The 17,824-nt window shown below is 60.7% G+C and carries 17 protein-coding genes; 9 read left to right on the plus strand and 8 right to left on the minus strand.

Annotated elements, in window-relative coordinates; genetic code table 11:
• Nucleotides 1-263 precede the first annotated feature (263 nt).
• Entirely contained in the window at nucleotides 264-1,271 is a 1,008-nt protein-coding gene (locus ACKAMS_RS32160; protein WP_408990033.1) for an IS481 family transposase, read from the minus strand.
• Between the two features lie 1,633 nt (nucleotides 1,272-2,904).
• On the opposite strand from ACKAMS_RS32160, the gene ACKAMS_RS32165 reads away from it, so the two are divergent.
• From ACKAMS_RS32165 to ACKAMS_RS32175, 3 genes are all read left to right on the plus strand, one after another.
• On the plus strand, nucleotides 2,905-3,183 hold the full coding sequence (locus ACKAMS_RS32165; protein ID WP_408990034.1) for a hypothetical protein: 279 nt from the start codon (nucleotides 2,905-2,907) through the stop codon (nucleotides 3,181-3,183).
• A gap of 14 nt (nucleotides 3,184-3,197) precedes the next feature.
• A complete protein-coding gene (locus tag ACKAMS_RS32170; RefSeq protein WP_408990035.1) occupies nucleotides 3,198-3,620 on the plus strand; it encodes a hypothetical protein in 423 nt (140 codons plus the stop codon).
• 104 nt (nucleotides 3,621-3,724) lie between these two features.
• Complete coding sequence (locus ACKAMS_RS32175) at nucleotides 3,725-4,618, plus strand: transposase (protein WP_408990036.1); 894 nt, start codon at nucleotides 3,725-3,727, stop codon at nucleotides 4,616-4,618.
• A 94-nt stretch (nucleotides 4,619-4,712) separates the two neighbouring features.
• On the opposite strand, the gene ACKAMS_RS32180 is transcribed toward ACKAMS_RS32175, so the two are convergent.
• Nucleotides 4,713-5,477, minus strand: coding sequence for an SDR family NAD(P)-dependent oxidoreductase (locus ACKAMS_RS32180; protein WP_218680837.1), 765 nt, complete (start codon nucleotides 5,475-5,477; stop codon nucleotides 4,713-4,715).
• A 251-nt stretch (nucleotides 5,478-5,728) separates the two neighbouring features.
• A complete protein-coding gene (locus ACKAMS_RS32185) occupies nucleotides 5,729-6,022 on the minus strand; it encodes a WhiB family transcriptional regulator (protein WP_218680838.1) in 294 nt (97 codons plus the stop codon).
• Between the two features lie 204 nt (nucleotides 6,023-6,226).
• Here ACKAMS_RS32185 and ACKAMS_RS32190 point away from each other — a divergent pair, with 204 nt between their 5' ends.
• Nucleotides 6,227-6,955, plus strand: a complete 729-nt coding sequence (locus tag ACKAMS_RS32190) for a TetR/AcrR family transcriptional regulator (protein WP_218680839.1) — start codon at nucleotides 6,227-6,229, stop codon at nucleotides 6,953-6,955.
• Between the two features lies 1 nt (nucleotide 6,956).
• Here the strand turns inward: ACKAMS_RS32190 and ACKAMS_RS32195 are convergent, their stop codons facing one another.
• On the minus strand, nucleotides 6,957-8,180 hold the full coding sequence (locus ACKAMS_RS32195; RefSeq protein ID WP_218680840.1) for an MFS transporter: 1,224 nt from the start codon (nucleotides 8,178-8,180) through the stop codon (nucleotides 6,957-6,959).
• A gap of 1 nt (nucleotide 8,181) precedes the next feature.
• Nucleotides 8,182-9,006: an enoyl-CoA hydratase/isomerase family protein gene (locus ACKAMS_RS32200; RefSeq protein ID WP_218680841.1), complete on the minus strand. Its 825-nt coding sequence runs from the start codon at nucleotides 9,004-9,006 to the stop codon at nucleotides 8,182-8,184.
• Nucleotides 9,007-9,127: 121 nt separating this feature from the next.
• On the opposite strand from ACKAMS_RS32200, the gene ACKAMS_RS32205 reads away from it, so the two are divergent.
• On the plus strand, nucleotides 9,128-9,949 hold the full coding sequence (locus ACKAMS_RS32205) for an enoyl-CoA hydratase-related protein (protein WP_218680842.1): 822 nt from the start codon (nucleotides 9,128-9,130) through the stop codon (nucleotides 9,947-9,949).
• Between the two features lie 85 nt (nucleotides 9,950-10,034).
• On the opposite strand, the gene ACKAMS_RS32210 is transcribed toward ACKAMS_RS32205, so the two are convergent.
• Entirely contained in the window at nucleotides 10,035-10,802 is a 768-nt protein-coding gene (locus tag ACKAMS_RS32210; protein ID WP_218680843.1) for an SDR family NAD(P)-dependent oxidoreductase, read from the minus strand.
• 217 nt (nucleotides 10,803-11,019) lie between these two features.
• Between ACKAMS_RS32210 and ACKAMS_RS32215 the strand changes: the two genes are divergently transcribed.
• Nucleotides 11,020-12,198, plus strand: coding sequence for a thiolase family protein (locus ACKAMS_RS32215; protein ID WP_218680844.1), 1,179 nt, complete (start codon nucleotides 11,020-11,022; stop codon nucleotides 12,196-12,198).
• Nucleotides 12,198-13,061: a PaaI family thioesterase gene (locus ACKAMS_RS32220; RefSeq protein ID WP_218680845.1), complete on the plus strand. Its 864-nt coding sequence runs from the start codon at nucleotides 12,198-12,200 to the stop codon at nucleotides 13,059-13,061. Before ACKAMS_RS32215 ends, ACKAMS_RS32220 begins: the two co-directional genes overlap by 1 nt.
• A 72-nt stretch (nucleotides 13,062-13,133) precedes the next feature.
• Here the strand turns inward: ACKAMS_RS32220 and ACKAMS_RS32225 are convergent, their stop codons facing one another.
• On the minus strand, nucleotides 13,134-13,841 hold the full coding sequence (locus tag ACKAMS_RS32225; protein WP_218680846.1) for an SDR family NAD(P)-dependent oxidoreductase: 708 nt from the start codon (nucleotides 13,839-13,841) through the stop codon (nucleotides 13,134-13,136).
• Nucleotides 13,842-13,870: 29 nt separating this feature from the next.
• A complete protein-coding gene (locus ACKAMS_RS32230; RefSeq protein ID WP_218680847.1) occupies nucleotides 13,871-15,322 on the minus strand; it encodes an NAD-dependent succinate-semialdehyde dehydrogenase in 1,452 nt (483 codons plus the stop codon).
• Between the two features lie 184 nt (nucleotides 15,323-15,506).
• On the opposite strand from ACKAMS_RS32230, the gene ACKAMS_RS32235 reads away from it, so the two are divergent.
• Together ACKAMS_RS32235 and ACKAMS_RS32240 are read left to right on the plus strand one after the other, a co-directional pair.
• Nucleotides 15,507-16,361, plus strand: coding sequence for a 3-hydroxyacyl-CoA dehydrogenase family protein (locus ACKAMS_RS32235; protein ID WP_218680848.1), 855 nt, complete (start codon nucleotides 15,507-15,509; stop codon nucleotides 16,359-16,361).
• Between the two features lie 6 nt (nucleotides 16,362-16,367).
• Entirely contained in the window at nucleotides 16,368-17,816 is a 1,449-nt protein-coding gene (locus ACKAMS_RS32240; protein ID WP_218680849.1) for a carboxyl transferase domain-containing protein, read from the plus strand.
• Nucleotides 17,817-17,824 lie beyond the last annotated feature (8 nt).

A 17,824-nucleotide genomic window follows, 5' to 3' on the forward strand; every position in this document is an offset into this window, starting at 1 on the left:
TCATGCCCTTGATCAGGGCGGGAAGGATTCTCATAACCAGCGGGTCACTTAATGGGGGTCATGCCAGATGGGACGTCGACATCATGGACCCGGTACTGCGCGGACCAATTCGAGGCTGTGAACAATCCACCGCGGCCGCCCGGAGCCAACGGTGGAGGTGGTGCTGTCGCAGGACCATGTGAGGCAGCCCAGCAAGATGTCATCACCTACACCCCCGACGGACGGAAACAGCAATGCTCGAACGGCCACTGGGTATACATCGCCTAGGTGAATGAGGCACGGACGTTAGTTACGCGGTGCCGGCGGTAAGCGGCAGGCGGTCGTCCTCCGCGTGTTGAATGCGGTCGGTGATAATTATAGTGAACATTCCAGATTTCGACGGCGGTGCGACGCTGGGCTTCGCTGGTGTACTCGCGGGAGTACAGCAGTTCTTCGGCGAGGATGCGGTTGTAGCGCTCGACCTTCCCGTTGTGTTTCGGGGTGTACGGCTTGATCCGGTAGTGCCGTGCCTCTCGCAGTGAAGATGTGAAATCTGCTGCGCGATAGCATGATCCGTTGTCGGTGATCACGCGCTCGATGCGAGCGATTCCGTGTGCGGCGAAGAAGACGCGGGCGTTGTTCATGAAATCGATGGCTGTTGCAGCGGTTTCGTTGTCGCGGGCTTCGGTGTACGCCAGGCGGGTGTTGCCGTCGATCGCGGAATGCAGGTAGGTGTAGCCGAGGCGGGCCTGTTTGTTCTTCTTTTTCCGGCGCTGGGATCGTTTGGCCTGCTCGGAGCCGCGGCCGTGGGCACGCCAGCCGCCGCCGTCGGGGATCTTCCCGACTTTCTTCACATCGACGTGGACCATCTGACCAGGTCGTTTCGCAATGATGACCTGGGGTTTTCGGTTGGTTTCGCCGTTCGGGTCGATGAACCGGCGACGGTGCAATCCCAGGTTCCGCAGAATTTTCGTGACTGTTCGACGAGCAATGACGATGCCGTCGGTTCCCAGTTCGAAGGTGATGCGTGAGGCCGACCATTTTCGGGTTCGTCGCATGGATTCGATCTCGGTCACGATCCCTGCCGCGGTGGCGGCCGGTTGGTGTATTGGTGTGCTGGATCGGTCCTGCAGTCCCAGGTCACCGTACTTGCGGTGCCGGTTGACCCACTTGGATGCGCATTGGCGTGAGATACCCATTTCTGCGGCGACGTGGGCGATCGGACGGCTCTGGCACCGCTCGACGAGTCGTCGACTTCCTTCGACAGTGAGTGGGGCATTACGGTGTGTCACAGGGCTGGTCCTTTTTGGTCGAGAACGGTTGTGTCGCAACTCCCATTCTTACGCCGAGGACCAGCCCGTCTACTTCAGTCCCGCGTCAACAACGTCCATACCCACAACACCTAGGCCACACGTGACGTAATCGGATCGAACAGGTCAGATAATGAACATTGGCTGCGGCTTGCTCAAGTGCGATCACCGTAGCGGGTGCCGTACTGGACGCGATGACATCGGTGCGCGCGACAAACGGGAGGGCAATCGGTGATCCGGTACGCGCAATCATCACGACGGAAGCGGCGGGGGACGAATCAGAGCAACGCCGGGATTTGCGGCCAATACCGCCGGAAAATTCTCGGAGTCATCGGTTGGCGCCCGCACCGCCGGGGGTTGCACGCGGCACCGCCGATGAGAATCGGATGGCCAGCCGGAGAAGTAGATATTTCGTCATACGGGCGGAGCGCAGCGGACTTCCATGTGGGGACACCGAAGGTGGTCGAAAACCCGCCGATACCCTGGCATGAATTTCGCACCCAGGTGTTTTCAGGAAAAATCTGGTAACAGACCAGGTTGTACGTCACGGCCCGGGCCCTTCCAGGCTTCACATATTTACGGGAGCAACACATCTCATCGAAAGGGCTCTTTCATGTCAAAGTTCTTGCGGCAGTTCGGCATAACATCTTCCAACACTGCCGCAGCGCTGTTCGCTCCCGCGGGACTCGCCCACGCTGCACCAAACGGCGCACCGACGGCATCGACTGAAGTTTCCGAACACGTGGTGATCACTACCTTCACCAACAATTCGGATCTCACGGTGACCTGCGCAGGCCTGGGCGCCAAGCCCATCCCCGCAGGAGAATACGTACAGGACTACGGCCAAACCGTCTTCACCGTAGGCCGAACCGGAAGCGACTCACCGAATCCTCCGATCACGCTGGTCCCAGGACAAAGCGAAAGTATGACTGTCGTCGATGTTCCCGCTGGGACTTACACATTGGAATGGGCGTGTTCCACAGAATGGCAGGCAGGTGTCGAGCAGCAAACGTGGGCTACACCGCCCATTGCCGCGGCGCCGGAGACCCATCGCGCCCCACGTTGCCTTTCGCTGTATTGGACGAGTCACCGGAAACTTGTAGCGGTTCGATCTGCCTTTCGAATTCCTGAACGAGGAGCTCGATCCCGCACGGATTCCATGATCGCTCGCGCAGCCTGATCATCCTTTTCGGCTGCGCTCACAACCTCTCCTACGGCTCACCGCCGAATTGGGAGTCAGCGTCAAAACGTGCTGCCGCGTCATGAGCGACGCCCGCTACCGCACCGTCCCACCGTCGAGCATCGCGGCGAACGAAGGAACGCGCAACCGCGGTGCTCCGAATTCCGGACGCCGCAGACCACCTCAGACTCATCGCGGACATGCGCACAAATAAGCCACCTGTAGCACCCCCCAAACTGCGCTCCCGCTGAATGTTCCTTCCAGCACGATGTTTTCACCGGCTGCGAGGCAACGCTCGGTGACGGCATCGACGATGACCGTGGACTCCGTGTGCACCAGCGTCGCCAGTTCGCGCGGCATCACCCGGTGTCCATCTGACCGATACATAGACGACGTCCGACCTGGCGGCCGAATCACGTCATCCGAAGGAGTCAGATGTACACAACCCGACACAACACTCAGATTCCGATTCCCGCCTCCGCTTTCGGTTGGCTCTGGGCCGGGACCGCAGTGGGATGGCTGGCAACTGCCTCAATGAGCGCGCTGTCCGCTACTGCCGTAGTGGTTTCGCTGGTGGGCCACCTCCATGACTACCGCCGTGATCTCGTGGTCGTTCTTGCTCGCGACAACCTCGATCACGACATCGTCCTTCCCTCTCTGTCACGATCAGATGAGACACTTGCAGTGAACGAAGCGATGTCACCGAGGGCATGACTGGAGCACCACCCATGAACAGCCCGAACCCCATATCGACACCCGAAAACTCGGTGAACCCGGCCCCGAAACCAACCCGCCGCACCTTCACCGCCGAATACCGCAACAAAATCCTCGACGAATACAACCAAGCACCGTACGGCGAGAAATCTGCAGTTCTCCGCCGCGAGGGGCTCTACCAGTCGCAACTGCGCGAATGGAGCGGGACACGGGGCAGCAAACGACCTGCCAAAGTTAAGAGTGAAAACATCAAGGGACGCAACAACACTGACGCCGCGGATCGGAAAGAGATCGACCGCCTCACCCGAGCGAATGCCCGACTGGCCAAGCAATTGACGCAAGCGGAGGCCGCGCTAGAGATCATGGGAAAACTTCACACGCTCTTGGAATCCATCTCCGAGAGCACGGACACGCCACCGCCGCCGAAGACGCACTGACCAGTACTTTCGACGAACTGAAGGCGGCGTCGATCCCCACTCGCACCGCCTGCGCGTTGATCCGACGCTCCCGCGCCACGCACTACCGGCACCAGCAGTCCCCGATGCTAGGCCCCAGAAAGCCCCGCACGATCCCGGACAACGGGCAGGCGCTCACTACCGCCGAACGGGCTCATGTACTCACTGTCATCAACTCCGATAAGTATTCTGACCTGGCGATATGCCAGATATACGCCCGTGAACTCGATGACGGGAACTACTGGTGCCCGACCTCGTCGATGTATCGCATCGCTTCCGATGCCGGACAAAATCGTGAGCGACGCCGGCTCGCAACGCACCCGGCGAAGGTCAAACCCGAACTTCTCGCCGACGGACCGTCGCAAGTGTGGACTTGGGATATCACCAAGCTCCGCGGACCGACGAAAGGCGTCTGGTTTCACCTGTACGTGTTGATCGACATCTACTCCCGATACAACCCGTCCTGGATCGTCTCGACAAACGAAAGCGCCGAATTGGCAAAACAATTCATCGCTGAGGCAATCGAACGCAACGGCACCGCTCCGCACACCGTGCATGCTGATCGAGGCGTGTCGATGACGTCAGGCTTAGTGTCGGAACTGCTCACCAACCTCGGAATCGTACGGTCGCATTCGCGACCTCGGGTCTCGAACGACAATCCATTCTCCGAGGCCCAGTTCAAGACCCTGAAGTATCTACACGATTTCCCGAAATCGTTTGCATCCCTTGCCGATGCGCGAGAGTTTCTGGAAGGGTTCTTCAACGAATACAATCACATTCATCATCATTCGGGTATTGGATGGCATACGCCGGCGTCGGTGCATTTCGGCACGTCCGGTGCCATCGACGAAGCCCGCCAGATCACGTTGACTGCCGCGTTCCATGCGAACCCCGCACGGTTCTCGAATCGCCCGACACCACCGAAGATCCCGAAGGTCACCTACATCAACGAACCCGCACTCGAATCCCAAAACAACTGATCGTCAGTGTCTCAGTTGACTTGACTTATACCGTCGAGCCCCACCGCCACATGTCCCACGGCAATCGCCTGATCGGTTGTTGGTAATTGGCCAGCTATACCGGGCTGACGTACTGTCCGCCGTCCACCATGAACACCTGGCCGGTCATGTAGTGCGATTCGTCTCCCAGTAAGAACGCGACCGCGGGGGCGATGTCTTTGGCGGCGTCCCCGATGTAGCCCAGCGCGGATTGCTTCTTGAGCTCTTCGAATGCTTCTGGCTGCGTATTCGCCCACATCTCAAGTGCTGCGGTCATCGCATAGGGCCCGTAGGCGTTCACTCTGATGTTGTCCGGGCCCCACTCGCGGGCTGCGATTCGTGTTAACGACATGACCGCACCTTTACTGGCTACGTATCCTGCTCGAGGGAAGATGCCCTGCAGCGCAGTGGCGGAAGTGACATTGACGATGCTGCCGCCGCCCTGCCTCTTCATGTGTGGGTAGACCGCCTGCATGAAACGCACCGTGCCGAACGCGCCGGACTCCATCGAGTGGCGGAGGCTGTCTTCGTCCTGCTCGATGAAGGGTACTCCAGGGCTGGTCCACTGAGCATAGTTGACCACTCCGTCGATGCGTCCATACCGCTCGATTGCTTTGGCGACGACCTTATCGACGTCGGGCCGTTTGGTGACGTCGCATTCCAACCCGAGGACATCTAGACCTTCTCCGGTTAGTTTGCTCTGAGCAGCTGCGGCGGTGTCCGCGTTGAACTCCGCGATGACTGTGGTGGCACCTTTTTCGGCGAGATATGTAGCGACGCCCAGACCGATGCCTTGGCCGGCGCCTGTCACGATGATCACTTTGCCGGACAGCTCAGTCATGTTTTGCTCCTTCAGAATGAGGCCGGCGCCGTTTGGTTCCGGCTCGCTGTAATTGACGTGTCCCATCGGGAACAGTTCAGTGCTGTGATCTGCCAACTCGTAACTCAGGCTGTGCCCGCAACCATGCGGTGAGCGCGACTTCCGATTCTGATAGCAGCGGCGGCCACTGTTGTCGCATCGATCCGATCGCGGCGTCAGGAAACTCTTTGAGGCTGCTTGCAACATCCAGTTATGCAAGCCTGTATTGCGTTTCAGCTGTAAAGCCACCGTTGCTGCTTTCGCTCTTTCGGTGACAATCCACCCCATACTCCGTGCGGTTCGCGCGTCCGGACTGCATGTTCTCGGCAGATGAGTATCACCGGACAATGGATGCAGATTTTTTTCGCTGCGGCCTCGAACTCGTCAGCGGGCGCTTCGTCGGTGCCGAAGAAAGTGTTGCTGGGCTCTCCGCGGCACGACGCGTCGAGTTGCCATTCCCACGCGCTATTTTGAGGTGGGGGCAACAGCGTGGTGCCCACTACGGTGGAATTGTCGATTCTGGGCATGGGTTCACGCCTTCTGTGTACGCGACTTTCTGAGGACTGCGGCGAAAGTCCGATTGTGAGTATCCCGCGCGGGGAGATGATTACCTTGGGGAAAGCCGAAGGTGTGATGTAGCCGTCGAGAACTGTCCGCAACAGTAAACCTTACCGTATGATTGGTACACTTGGTACATCAACTGTCGTAGTTTTCATAGGGGAGGACGCAGGATGCCGAAGCAGGCAACGCCGGACAAAGCCGGTCGACAACGTCGAGAACGAGGGTCTATAAGCGCCGATGAGATCATCAACGGTGCGTTCGAGGTCGCTCGTCGCGACACGCTGGACAAGCTGTCGATGCCGGAGTTGGCGAAGCACCTCGACGTGGGTGTCACCAGTATCTACTGGTACTTCCGCAAGAAGGAAGATCTTCTCAACGCCATGACGGACGAAGCGATTCGGGTAGTTTTCGAGCAACTGCTGCCTGTCGAGAAGTCTGATTGGAAATCGTACCTGCGAATGCACTTTGCCAAAACTCGCGAAATCTACAGCTCAGATCACGTGTTGTGCGATCTCGGTATGGTCAGGTTCGGGACGTACAGCAAAGAAGCTGTTCATCAAGTGTTCAAGGTGATGGAAGACATCCTGGAGATGTTGATCGCGGCCGGGTTTGCACCTGATTCCGCGTTGGACGTGTACGAATCGATGTCGATCTACACCAGAGGCTCGATCCTGGTCGAGCGGATTCAGCTGTCGGCCAAGACCCCGACAATCGACGCTCAGCGGCAAGGCAGACTGATTGACCCGGGCGACATGCCTCGTCTTGCCGAGTTGATCAAGACTCGTTCTCTCAGCATGGTTGCCGATGAAGACTACGAAGCCGGTGTCGCCCACTTGATGACTGGCTTCGAGGCGGTACTGCGGGCGGATAAGAAGGCGCGGAAGGCAGTCCAGGCCTGAATCAGGGGTTGTCCGAGGCCGGTCCGGGGTGCACCGCGGCCTCGGACCGAGGTTCCGCGTGGTGTTCAGTCGCCGACGCATACAGGAACAGCAGAATCAGCCCCAACAGTGCTGCGGCCGCGCAGACAGCGAACGCTACCCGATACCCGGCGATCATCGCCGCGACTCCGATGAGTACCGCCCCCAGGCCGGATGCGATGTCGAAGAACATCGTGAACGTCGAGATCGCCGCCGATCGATGCTCATCGGGAGCGCGGGATATCACCAGTGCCAGTAGACCCGGATACTGCAGGGCGATCCCGATCCCGAACGGGATCAGCGCCAAGTACACGACCGCAACCGAGGGTGCGATCGCGATCCCGGTCAACCCGGCGCTGATCAGAAGGGTTGAACTCACCCCGGTTGTCATGGCGCCCAACCGGTCCGGGATTCTGCCGCCCAGAATGCGCGCCGCGAGAATCACGGTGGAGTAGCCGAGGAAGATCCATTGTGGGCTGTTCGAACCGAGATCGCCGATATAGAGGGGCATGAAGGTGCTCAAGGCGACCGGGCCCAGAATGCCGAGCATCAGCACGACGCCTGGAACCAACGCGGGTAGGTAAATTTCGGGCTTCGTCCGGGGCGCGTCCACGTCGCGTTCGGGACGTCGAATCGCACTGGGCGAGATTGCCGCCGTCGCGACCAGTGACACGACGCCTGCGGCTGCGAAAGCCCATGTTGCCCCATAATTTTCGAGTATTGGCTGACTTACTACAGGGCCGAGTCCGATTCCCGTGTACGGGGCGACGGAGAGGTAGCTGATCACCTGTCCCTGCTGCGTATCGGATACGGACGAACTCACGATGATCAGCGCAGCGACCATGATCACAGCCTGCGAGATGCCGGCGATGAGGCGAAGTCCGGACAACCCGGCCGTACTTCCGATCAGGCCCGAGAAGATGAATGAGATCGCACCGAGAATGCCACATGCCGCGATCAATCGCGCTGCGCCCCAACGCTGTATGCCTGCAGGAATCCATGGACGGATCACGACAGCGGATACCGCGGTGATCCCGACGACGATACCGACCGCGAGGTCGGACCCTCCGAGGGTGTCGGTGATGTAGATCGGTAGTACGGGGAGCACCATCCCGAAAGCGAAGAAGAAGAAGAACAAGGCCGTTGCCGGCGCGAGAAAGGTGCCGTCGACGATTCTCGTGGGCGGAGTCTCGGCGGTGGTCGACAATTCACATCCCCCGAAAATTGGGTGCTCGGCGTTCGGCGTAGGAGGTGAATGCTTCAGCGCTCTCGCCGCCGCTGCCGAGACCGAGCAAAGTGACCTCCATTTTCCATGCCTGTTCGAATGTTGCCTCGTAGGCGTCGTTGATCTGGCCCTTTATGTGACCGATGCCGATACTTGGGCCGTCGGCGAATCGAGTGGCCACCGCGGTTGCTGTAGCGGTCAGATCGGGCGTGGGAACACATTGGTTCGCCAGTCCCCAGCGCTCGGCTTCGGTGCCGTCGATGGCCTCGCCGAGCAGTGCCATCGCCTTGGCTCGTGCAGGTGGTAGTGCCCGCGTCAGGAGGTATGCGCCAAGGGCTTCGAGTGGCAGTCCTCGTGTGACGAAGACTTCGCAGAATTGGGCATCCTCGGCAGCGATGACGTAGTCACAGGCGAGTGCGAAGTTGCAGCCGAAGCCGTAGGCGGGACCGTTCACCGCGGCGACGAAGGGCTTCTCGTTCTCCCAGACGGCTTTGATGACCCGCCACCAGCCGAACTTCCGGCCGTCTTCACGGGCCATCGTCGAGTTGTCGCCGCGACGGGCCTCGGTTGGTACCTGGAAATGGTCGTCCTGGCTCAGGTCGGCGCCGGAGCAGAAAGCACGTCCCGCTCCGGTTACCACTGCCACCCGGATGCCGGGGTCTGTACGAATCCGTTCGATGGCTGCGAGGAGGTCGTCTCGCATATCGTGGTCGATCGCGTTGAGTCGCTCTGGCCGGTTCATCGTCAGCCACGCGATGCCGTCGTCCACCTCAAGTGTGATTGCAGAATCGGCGAATTGTGCGGACATTGATATCACCATTCTCGTCGTTTTCATCGTAACTATTCTAGTGTTATATACCGTAAGGCTTACCGCTAGCGCAGCGGATCGGACTGCGCCGGATTGTGACACTCGAAAGGAAGAAACTGCAATGTCTTCAGATACAACAGCAGTCAGGGACGTCGACACCGAAGAGGTGCTGGTCAGCCGACACGGCAACGTGATGTTGATCGTGATGAACCGACCACAGGCACGCAATGCGGTCAATGAGGCCTTGTGTATCGCTGTCGGGGACGCGCTGGAGGAGGCGGAGAACGATCCTGAGGTTCGCGCGGTGGTTCTTACCGGGGCGGGCGACAAGGCGTTCTGTGCGGGTGCAGATCTCAAGGCCATCGCGCGTGGGGAGAGAATCATCCCCGAGGGACGTGAGGCCTGGGGCCTGGCAGGCTGGGTAGGGCATGCAATCAGCAAGCCGACCATCGCGGCCGTGAACGGGCCCGCCCTCGGTGGGGGTACTGAAATCGTGCTCGCGGCGGACCTGGTAGTCGCGGCCGACAACGCGACGTTCGGTCTGCCCGAAGCGAAGCGCGGTTTGGTCGCAGGCGCAGGCGGAGCATTTCGTCTGGCTGCCAGGATTCCGTCTGTCGTTGCTATGGAAATGTTGCTGACCGGCGAACCCGTCACTGCGGAGCGCGCTCTCGAGCTCCATCTGATCAACAGGGTCGTACCGTCCGATCAACTACTCGATTCCGCGCTCGAGCTCGCAGAGCAGATCGCGGCCAATGCGCCTCTGTCGGTTCAGGCGCACAAGCGAATTGCACTCGGTCAGTTGCCGGACGGTCGGCGACCGGCAGAGGAAGCCGGTTGGGAGATGACTTCGGTCGAGTCCCGCTCCACGTCCGCCTCGGCAGACGCCAAGGAGGGGCCCGCTGCTTTCGCGGAAAAGCGTGCACCCGTCTGGGTCGGACGCTGACATCTGACTGACTTCAGACGAAGCAGCGGTGCTGATCATCATCCATGATGGTCGGCACCGCTGCTTCGGTCAGCAGAGCGCGAGATCAGATATTGAACCGCTGCGCACCGTCGATGCGAATGACCTCGCCGTTGAGGTAATCGTTCTCGGCGATATGCAGCGCCAGCCGTGCGTACTCGTCCGCGTGACCCATTCGCTTGGGGTTGGGCACGCCCGGCCCCCACTTCGCCTGCGCCTCGGCCTCTTCCATGCCGTAGGCGGGAGTGAAGAATGTTCCCGGTGCGATGCACATCGTCCGTACACCGATCGGTGCGAGGTCGCGCGCTGCCACGAGATTGAGTCCGATGACGCCACCCTTGGCCGCGGAATAGTCGGACTGCCCGACCTGACCTTCGTACCCGGCGATCGACGCCGTGGTGATGATGACCCCGCGCTGACCCGAATCGAGGGGCTCGTTCGACGACATTGCAGCCGCCGCCTGGCTCAGGACATTGAATGTTCCGCTGAGGAAGATGTCGACCGTCCGCTTGAACGTGGCCAACGGGTATGGCTTGCCTTCACGGTTGATAATGCGCTTGCCTGCTGCCGGGCCACCGTGCACGATGACCGTCGTTCGCAATGGTCCTAATTCACGCGCAGCCGCGATAGCGGCGGCGACGGAAACTTCATCGGTGACATCGGTTTTGACGTAGCGAACACTGTCTCCGAGCTGCGCTGCAAGTGCCTCGCCCTTCTCGTCGGACAGTTCGGCAATGACCACCTTGGCGCCGGCATCGACTAGCCGTCGAACCGTTGCTTCACCGAATCCGCCTGCGCCGCCGGTGACGAGTGCTGAACTTCCTGCCAGTTCCATGGATCCTCCTGATTGCATACCGCTCGGCGAGCGGTGCTGTAGACGGGGCTCGGGACGATATTCGATCGGCCAACGATCTACTGGTCGAAATCGGTTCCCCGGCCCTCGCCAGTACTATACTGTTGGTATTACGGTATTGAATACCGAACAGACAAATAGGGTGTAGTCGACAGAACGCGAGTCGTCGGTGCGCCCCCGCAGACAGTGAGGATTTATCATGTCGGACGCCGTGATAGTCAGTGCCGCACGCACCGCAATAGGAACCGCGTACAAGGGATCCCTCAAGAACACTCCAGCTGAGGAGCTCGCCACCACAGTTCTGGAAGAGACCGTGCGACGGTCCGGACTCGAGCCTTCGCGATTCGGCGATGTCATCTTCGCGGAGTCGGGATACGGCGGGGGAGATCTCGCTCGGTACGCCGCAGTGAACGCAGGACTCACGACGGTGTCCGGGCAGGCAGTGAATCGTCACTGTGCAGGCAGCCTTACCGCTGTGGGCAATGCAGCGGCGAACATCATGTCCGGCATGGAAGACGCCGTCGTTGCCGGTGGTGTGATGTCAGCTTCGACGGGCCCGAAACTCTCCCAACGTGTGTTGGGCACCGTCGACGAATACAACGACGGATGGATGCCCCCTACACACCCCGATCGCGCCGACGCCCCCAACCGCGACATGTCCATCACCGTGGGTTGGAACACCGCTCGCGCACTCGGATTGACCCGTGAGGAACTCGACGAGTGGGCGTTTCGGTCTCATCAGCGCGCAATTGCCGCGATCGATGCAGGCAAGTTCATCGACGAAATCGTTCCGCTGAAGGTAGCCAACGCAGATGGTGACATCGTGGAGTTCGCTGTCGACGAGCATCCGCGTCGCGGGTCGACATTAGAAAAGTTGGCCTCGCTGAGGGTTCTTCATCCTGAGATCGAGGGCTTCAACATCACTGCGGGTAACTCCAGTGGTGTCAACGACGCGGCATCAGCACTCGCTCTGACCAGCGCGGAGCTCGCGAAGTCCGAGGGGCTGACCGCCATGGCCACTGTACGTGCGTGGGCGGCACTGGGGATCGACCCCAAGGACACCGGCCTCGGTGCGATCCGCGTGATCCCGAAAGTGTTGTCGCGTGCCGGAATCAACGTGGCCGATGTCGCCTTGTGGGAGATCAACGAGGCCTTCGCCTCGGTTCCTGTCGGAGCGTGCAAGGAGCTCGGGATCGACGAGGAACTGGTGAACTTCAGCGGGAGCGGCTGTTCACTCGGTCACCCGGTCGCGGCATCGGGAGCGCGAATGCTCACTACCTTGATCTACGAACTGCGTCGTCGAGGAGGTGGCATCGGCGTTGCTGCAATGTGTGCCGGTGGTGGTCAGGCAGGCGCCGTGATCATCGAAGTGCCCTGATGACGATCGAATCAGGTGTCGAGGTGCCTGTACATCCCCGCGGTGTCGAGATCCTGACCAGTGACGCTGCGCGACGTTTCGCCGAGCACACTCCGCAGACCTTGTTCGCGATCGATCGACGGGACGACTGGGGCGAAACGGGCCTGGGTATGCGCGTCGGTCCATGGACGACCGACGCAGAGGGGGTGCACTACCCGAGCGCCGTAGCGGTCATGATGGACAGCGTTCTGTGCGGTCCGCTGTTCGTCCGCCGTCCCAGCCCAGTGCTGGGAATGGCCACATCCGAACTCTCCCTGGACTTCATCCCGAATACGGCGTGGGACGGTCCGGAATTGAAGGCCGTGAGCGAGTTGATGCAGATCGACAACTCGGGAGGGCTGACGCGTGGTGATGTGCGCGACTCATCCGGCAACATTTGCGTGACGGGAACTTTGTGGGGTCGGTTCTTTCCCATTCCGAGTGGCTATAGTCCGTCGGAGCCTCTCGATATTCCCGGCCCCGATCCGACGGCGACGTTGACGGACATGTTCTGCGGTATTCCCGAGCTCACACACACTGGCGCCCTGCTGCAGGTCGCTGCCGCACCGTGGCTGAACAATCCGCGTCAGGTGATGCACGGCGGGGTACTGGCGACACTGTCGGATTACGTGGCGGTGGCCGCACTCGACGGCGGCGCAGCTCGCTGGTGCCCGTTGTCGTTGCGCACGAGTTTCTTGCGCCCAGCGAACGTGGGCGACAAGGTGACAGTGGTCGCCGAGGCCGTCCATCGAGGCAGAAACCTGTCGGTCATGCGGGTTCGGACCATCGGGAACACGGGAAAGGTCTTCACTCATTCCATCGTGTCGTATGCGTTGAGGACGTAGCAGGTCGATATGTGACGAGCAGGCCACGGGTTAACTACGCCGTGGCCTGCTCGAGTTTTTTGGACGGATCGTTCAGCCGACACCCGGAAGGGGAATCTGAGCACCGGAAATGGCGTCGGAATCGGGGCCGACGAGAAATGCGATGACCTGCGCGATGCGCTCGGGGGCAACCCAGTTGCTTCGGTCGGCGTTCGGCTGTCCGGCACGATTACCCGGAGTGTCGATCACGGTCGGCATCAGTACGTTCGCCCGAATACCATCCGCCTTGTACTCCACTGCCAGCGCTGCCATCAAGGCGAGTACGCCGGCCTTGGCCGTGACATAACCGGAGGCACCTGCAAACGGAGAAGATGCAGCCTTGGTCGACATCGCGACGATCGACCCCCCTCCAGCAGCGATAAGGTGCGGAATCGCAGCCTTCGTCATCGCGTAGGTCGGCCGCAGGTTGAGCTGAAGTTGGTGTTCGAAGTCCTCGATCGGACTCTCGTGCACTCGCGGACCCATCGCGAAACCTCCGACGAGATTGACCACAGCGTTCAGCGGCGCTGATGCATCCGAACTGGCCAGTTCGGCAACTGCTTCGGTCCCGGACGGGTCGAATAGATCGGCCTGTGTCAGAACCAGATCGGGATTGTCGGTATGCCGGGCCAGGCGATCGACTTCCTCCTCGGCGATCCACGGCACGATCACCCGCCAGCCTTTGTCGAGCAGTAGCGTCGTCACTGCCGTTCCGAGTCCGCCGGTGCCGCCCGTAACGATCACCGAATTACGTTGTGTCATTTCATCCCTCACTTCATTGTGCGCGTTACTCACAGGCTCATGCCCACGAGTTTCACGTCGAGATACTCATCGAGAGCCTGGGCGCCGCCTTCACGCCCCAGTCCACTGTCCTTGATGCCGCCGAATGGCGCGGCAGCGGCAGTGGGGTTGATGTCGTTGACGCCCACGATGCCAAAACGTAGCTTTTCGGTCACTCTTACGGCCCGGCGCAGGTCGTCGGTGTATACGTACGAGGCGAGACCGTAGTCGGTGTCGTTCGCCTTGGCGATTGCCTCCGCCTCGTCGTCGAATGCGATGATCGCCGCGATCGGACCGAATGTCTCCTCGCGGTAGATCTCCATGTCCTCGGTCACATCCACCAATACCGTTGGGGCGTAGAAGTTCTTCCCGCCCGCTCCGTCGACGTCGACTCGGTGACCGCCGGCGAGCACCCGAGCCCCCTTGGCCACTGCGTCGTCGACCTGGCGTGACATCTTGTCCATCGCGTCGGTGTCGATGAGCGGGCCGATAGAGGTTCCCGGCGTCGCTCCATTGCCGACTTTCATCGCTTTCACTCGCGCGGAGAAGACATCGACGAACTGGTCGTATACGCCGGCCTGTACGAAGATTCGGTTCGGGCAGATGCAGGCTTGGCCGGTATTGAGGAACTTCACCAGGGCTGCTCCCTTCGCGGCATGCTCGATGTCGGCGTCCTCGAAGACGAGAAAGGGTGCGTGTCCGCCGAGTTCCATCGAGACACGCTTCATCGTCTTCGCTGCTTGTGCGCCAAGGGTCCGGCCGACGGAGGTCGAGCCTGTGAACGTCAGCTTCCGCACCGTTCGAGACTCGAGCAGTACGTCTCCGACTTCTTCGGGGTGGTTGGAGGTGACGAGGTTTACCACGCCTGCGGGGAGTCCTGCCTCTTCGAAGATCTTGAACATCGCCACGGCGCACAGGGGTGTCTGTTCGGCGGGTTTGAGGACGATCGTGCACCCTGCGGCGACGGCCGGTGCGACCTTACGGGTGATCATCGAGATTGGATAGTTCCACGGGGTGATAGCGGCTACGACACCTACAGGTTGGCGTAGCACGGACAACCTGTGGTCGGCACGTGGAGACGGAATCATGCTGCCGTACACACGCTTCGCCTCTTCGGCGAACCAGATCAGGAAATCGGCGCCGTAGTTGACTTCGTTGCGTGCCGCGCGCAGCGGCTTGCCCTGCTCGCGGGTCATCAGCGCGGCCAGGTCGTCGGCGCGCTCGGTCATCAGTCGATGGGCTCGTAGAAGCGCGGCGGAGCGTACGTACGCCGTCTCGCCCGCCCAGGAGTCGAATGCGCGCGCGGCGGCATCGATCGCGGCGTGGGCGTCCGTTCTTCCGCCGTCCGATGCACTACCGAAAGGGGTGTCGGTAGCGGGATCCACGACGTCGAACTGTCTGTGTTCCGAGGATGGTTGCCATCTGCCGTCGATGAAGAGAGTTGCAGCGTTCTCGCGGGTCATTGACGTGCCTTTCGGGGGTGGGGAGCGTGGCTTCGCGGTCGGAACTGGATTCTGCGAGAAGGATTGTCGTGCCTCTCGATCAATTTTCTCCGTTTCTGTCCAAGGCTTGTTCGCTCTGTTATCGTTTTTCTTACCGTAACACTTACCGGTAGGTCATATGCAGTGCTTTCAGAGGAGAGTGGCAGTGGAAATCAAGCGGATTGCAGTGGTTGGCTGCGGAACCATGGGAGGCGGTATCGTCCAAACCGCTGCGCGGTTCGGCTTCGAGACCGTCGGCATCGAAACCTCGAGCGCGGCAGCGAGCGCGGCGCAGCAACGGATCGAGGCAGGATTGCGTGCTACCGCCGACCGAGGAAAGATCAACGAAGCAGAATTATCCGAAGCGCTACAACGAATTTCGATTACAACAGACTTCTCTGCGGTAGCAGACGCCGACTTGGTCATCGAAGCCGTGTTCGAGGACGTCGAGCTGAAAAAGAAGGTTCTGGGAGACATCGACGCGTTGGTGACTCCCGGCGCGTACATCGCCTCGAATACCTCGACCATTCCGCTGGTGGTCCTCGCCGCGGCCACGAAGCGCCCCGAATCCGTTGTGGGATTCCACTTCTTCAATCCGGTACCGTCCATGAAGCTCGTCGAGGTGATCAAGACTCCGGTCACCGACGCAGACAACGTTGCCGTACTGGTCGATTTCGCCAAGGCGCTGGGGAAGAGTCCGGTGATCGTCAATGATGTCCCCGGCTTCATCGGAAACCTCCTGATCGTTCCATACCTGGTCGACGCTATTCGCGCGTTCGAACGGGGTGTCGCGGATATGGAATCGATCGACGATGTCATCAAGCTCGGGTTCAACCACCCGATGGGACCCTTCGCTCTCAGTGATCTCATCGGTCTCGACATCGTGCACGACATGGCCGCCTCGATGTACGAGGAATACAAGGATCCCCGCTATCAGCCTCCGACGCTGCTCAAACAGTATGTCCGCCTCGGCTGGTTAGGGCGCAAGACCGGACGCGGTTTCTACACGTATTCGAGCTGAATCACAGTGGCAGAATCGGCGATAGGCACCTCGGACGAGTCCTTCCATCTCGAGACTCGGTTCCTCGAAGAGTGGGACCGCGACCTGGTGTCGATGGATCCACTGTCCTTTCCAGGGTACGAGCCTCCTGTGGCCGAGTCGGTTCGGTGCGGAACTGTCTCCGGTGCGGCAGGGGATTACGTGCTGATCGATTGCGACTTCTCCAGGCAAGGCGGAACGATGGGCGTCGTTGCGGGCGAACGTATCGTGCGCGCCTTCCATCGCGCGACCGACCGAGGATTGTCGGTGGCGTACCGGGTCAGTAGCGGCGGCGCTCGGCTACAGGAAGGGATGTTCTCTCTAGTTCAGATGGCGCGGACAAGTTCGGCGCTCGTCGAACATCGTCGTGCCGGACTGATGACTGCTGCAGCTTTGCGGAACCCCACGACGGGTGGCGTCTACGCATCGTGGGCGTCCGGAGCAGACGTGCGGATCGCGACTCCGGGTGCAGTAATCGGGTTCGGAGGCCCCCGGGTGGTGGAACAGGTCACCGGATTTCGCCCTCCTGCCACTTCGCACACCGCGGAGTCGGCCTATGCCAACGGCTTGGTCGACGACCTGGTGCCGGAAGAAGATCAGCAGCTCCGACTGGAAGCGATCCTGGGAGTGGCGCCTGCGCCGCCGCTGAGACTGCCATCGCGTCGTACGCTGGGCGCGGAATCGATGAAGGCCAGGGCCCTCGACACACGAGCGAGGATCGACGTCGTTCGATCCCACACGCGCGCATCGGGTCTGGATTGGGCTGCCCGGTCGACCGATTCGTGGATCGATCTCCACGGTACCGATCCGTCGATTCGAGCGGGCATTGCCACTATCGACGGCGAACGTGCTGTCGTCGTCGCGATGGATCGCTTCCATCGAGGCGGCGGCACCGGCCTTCCTGGTCCGGGCGCGTTCCGACTGGCCAGGCGTGCCATCGCACTCGCGGATCGCCTTCGTCTTCCTCTGGTGACCTTCGTGGACACGCCCGGCGCAGATCCGTCACCGACAGCAGAAGCTGGCGGCATCGCTCACGAGATCGGGCACACCCTGACAGCTATGGCGGCACTGTCCAGTGTGAGTGTGTGCGTGGTGGTGGGAGAGGGAGGAAGTGGCGGGGCGATGGCATTGGCTCACGCAGATCATGTTGGGATGCTTGCACACTCGCTGTTCTGGGTGATCGGCCCCGAGGCCGGCGCTGCAGTTCTCTATCGCGACCCGACAAAGACGACCGAGCTCGCTCGCTCCTTCGAACCGACGGCTGCCGAACTCGTCGCGTCGGGCTTCGCGGACTGCCGTATCCAAGAGACGAGTGCGGACGTACGTCGGTACATCGTCGAGAGCATCCGTCGGGGAGATGCCGGTAACCGAAATGCTCGACTCGATTCGATGACAGTCGGCGCGTTGACGATCGTCGACGCGACCGTATCGACCTGATATTTCGA

The sequence above is a fragment of the Rhodococcus sp. 5A-K4 genome, assembly GCF_046097995.1.
In the GTDB taxonomy this organism is placed as follows: Bacteria; Actinomycetota; Actinomycetes; order Mycobacteriales; family Mycobacteriaceae; genus Rhodococcus_F; species Rhodococcus_F erythropolis.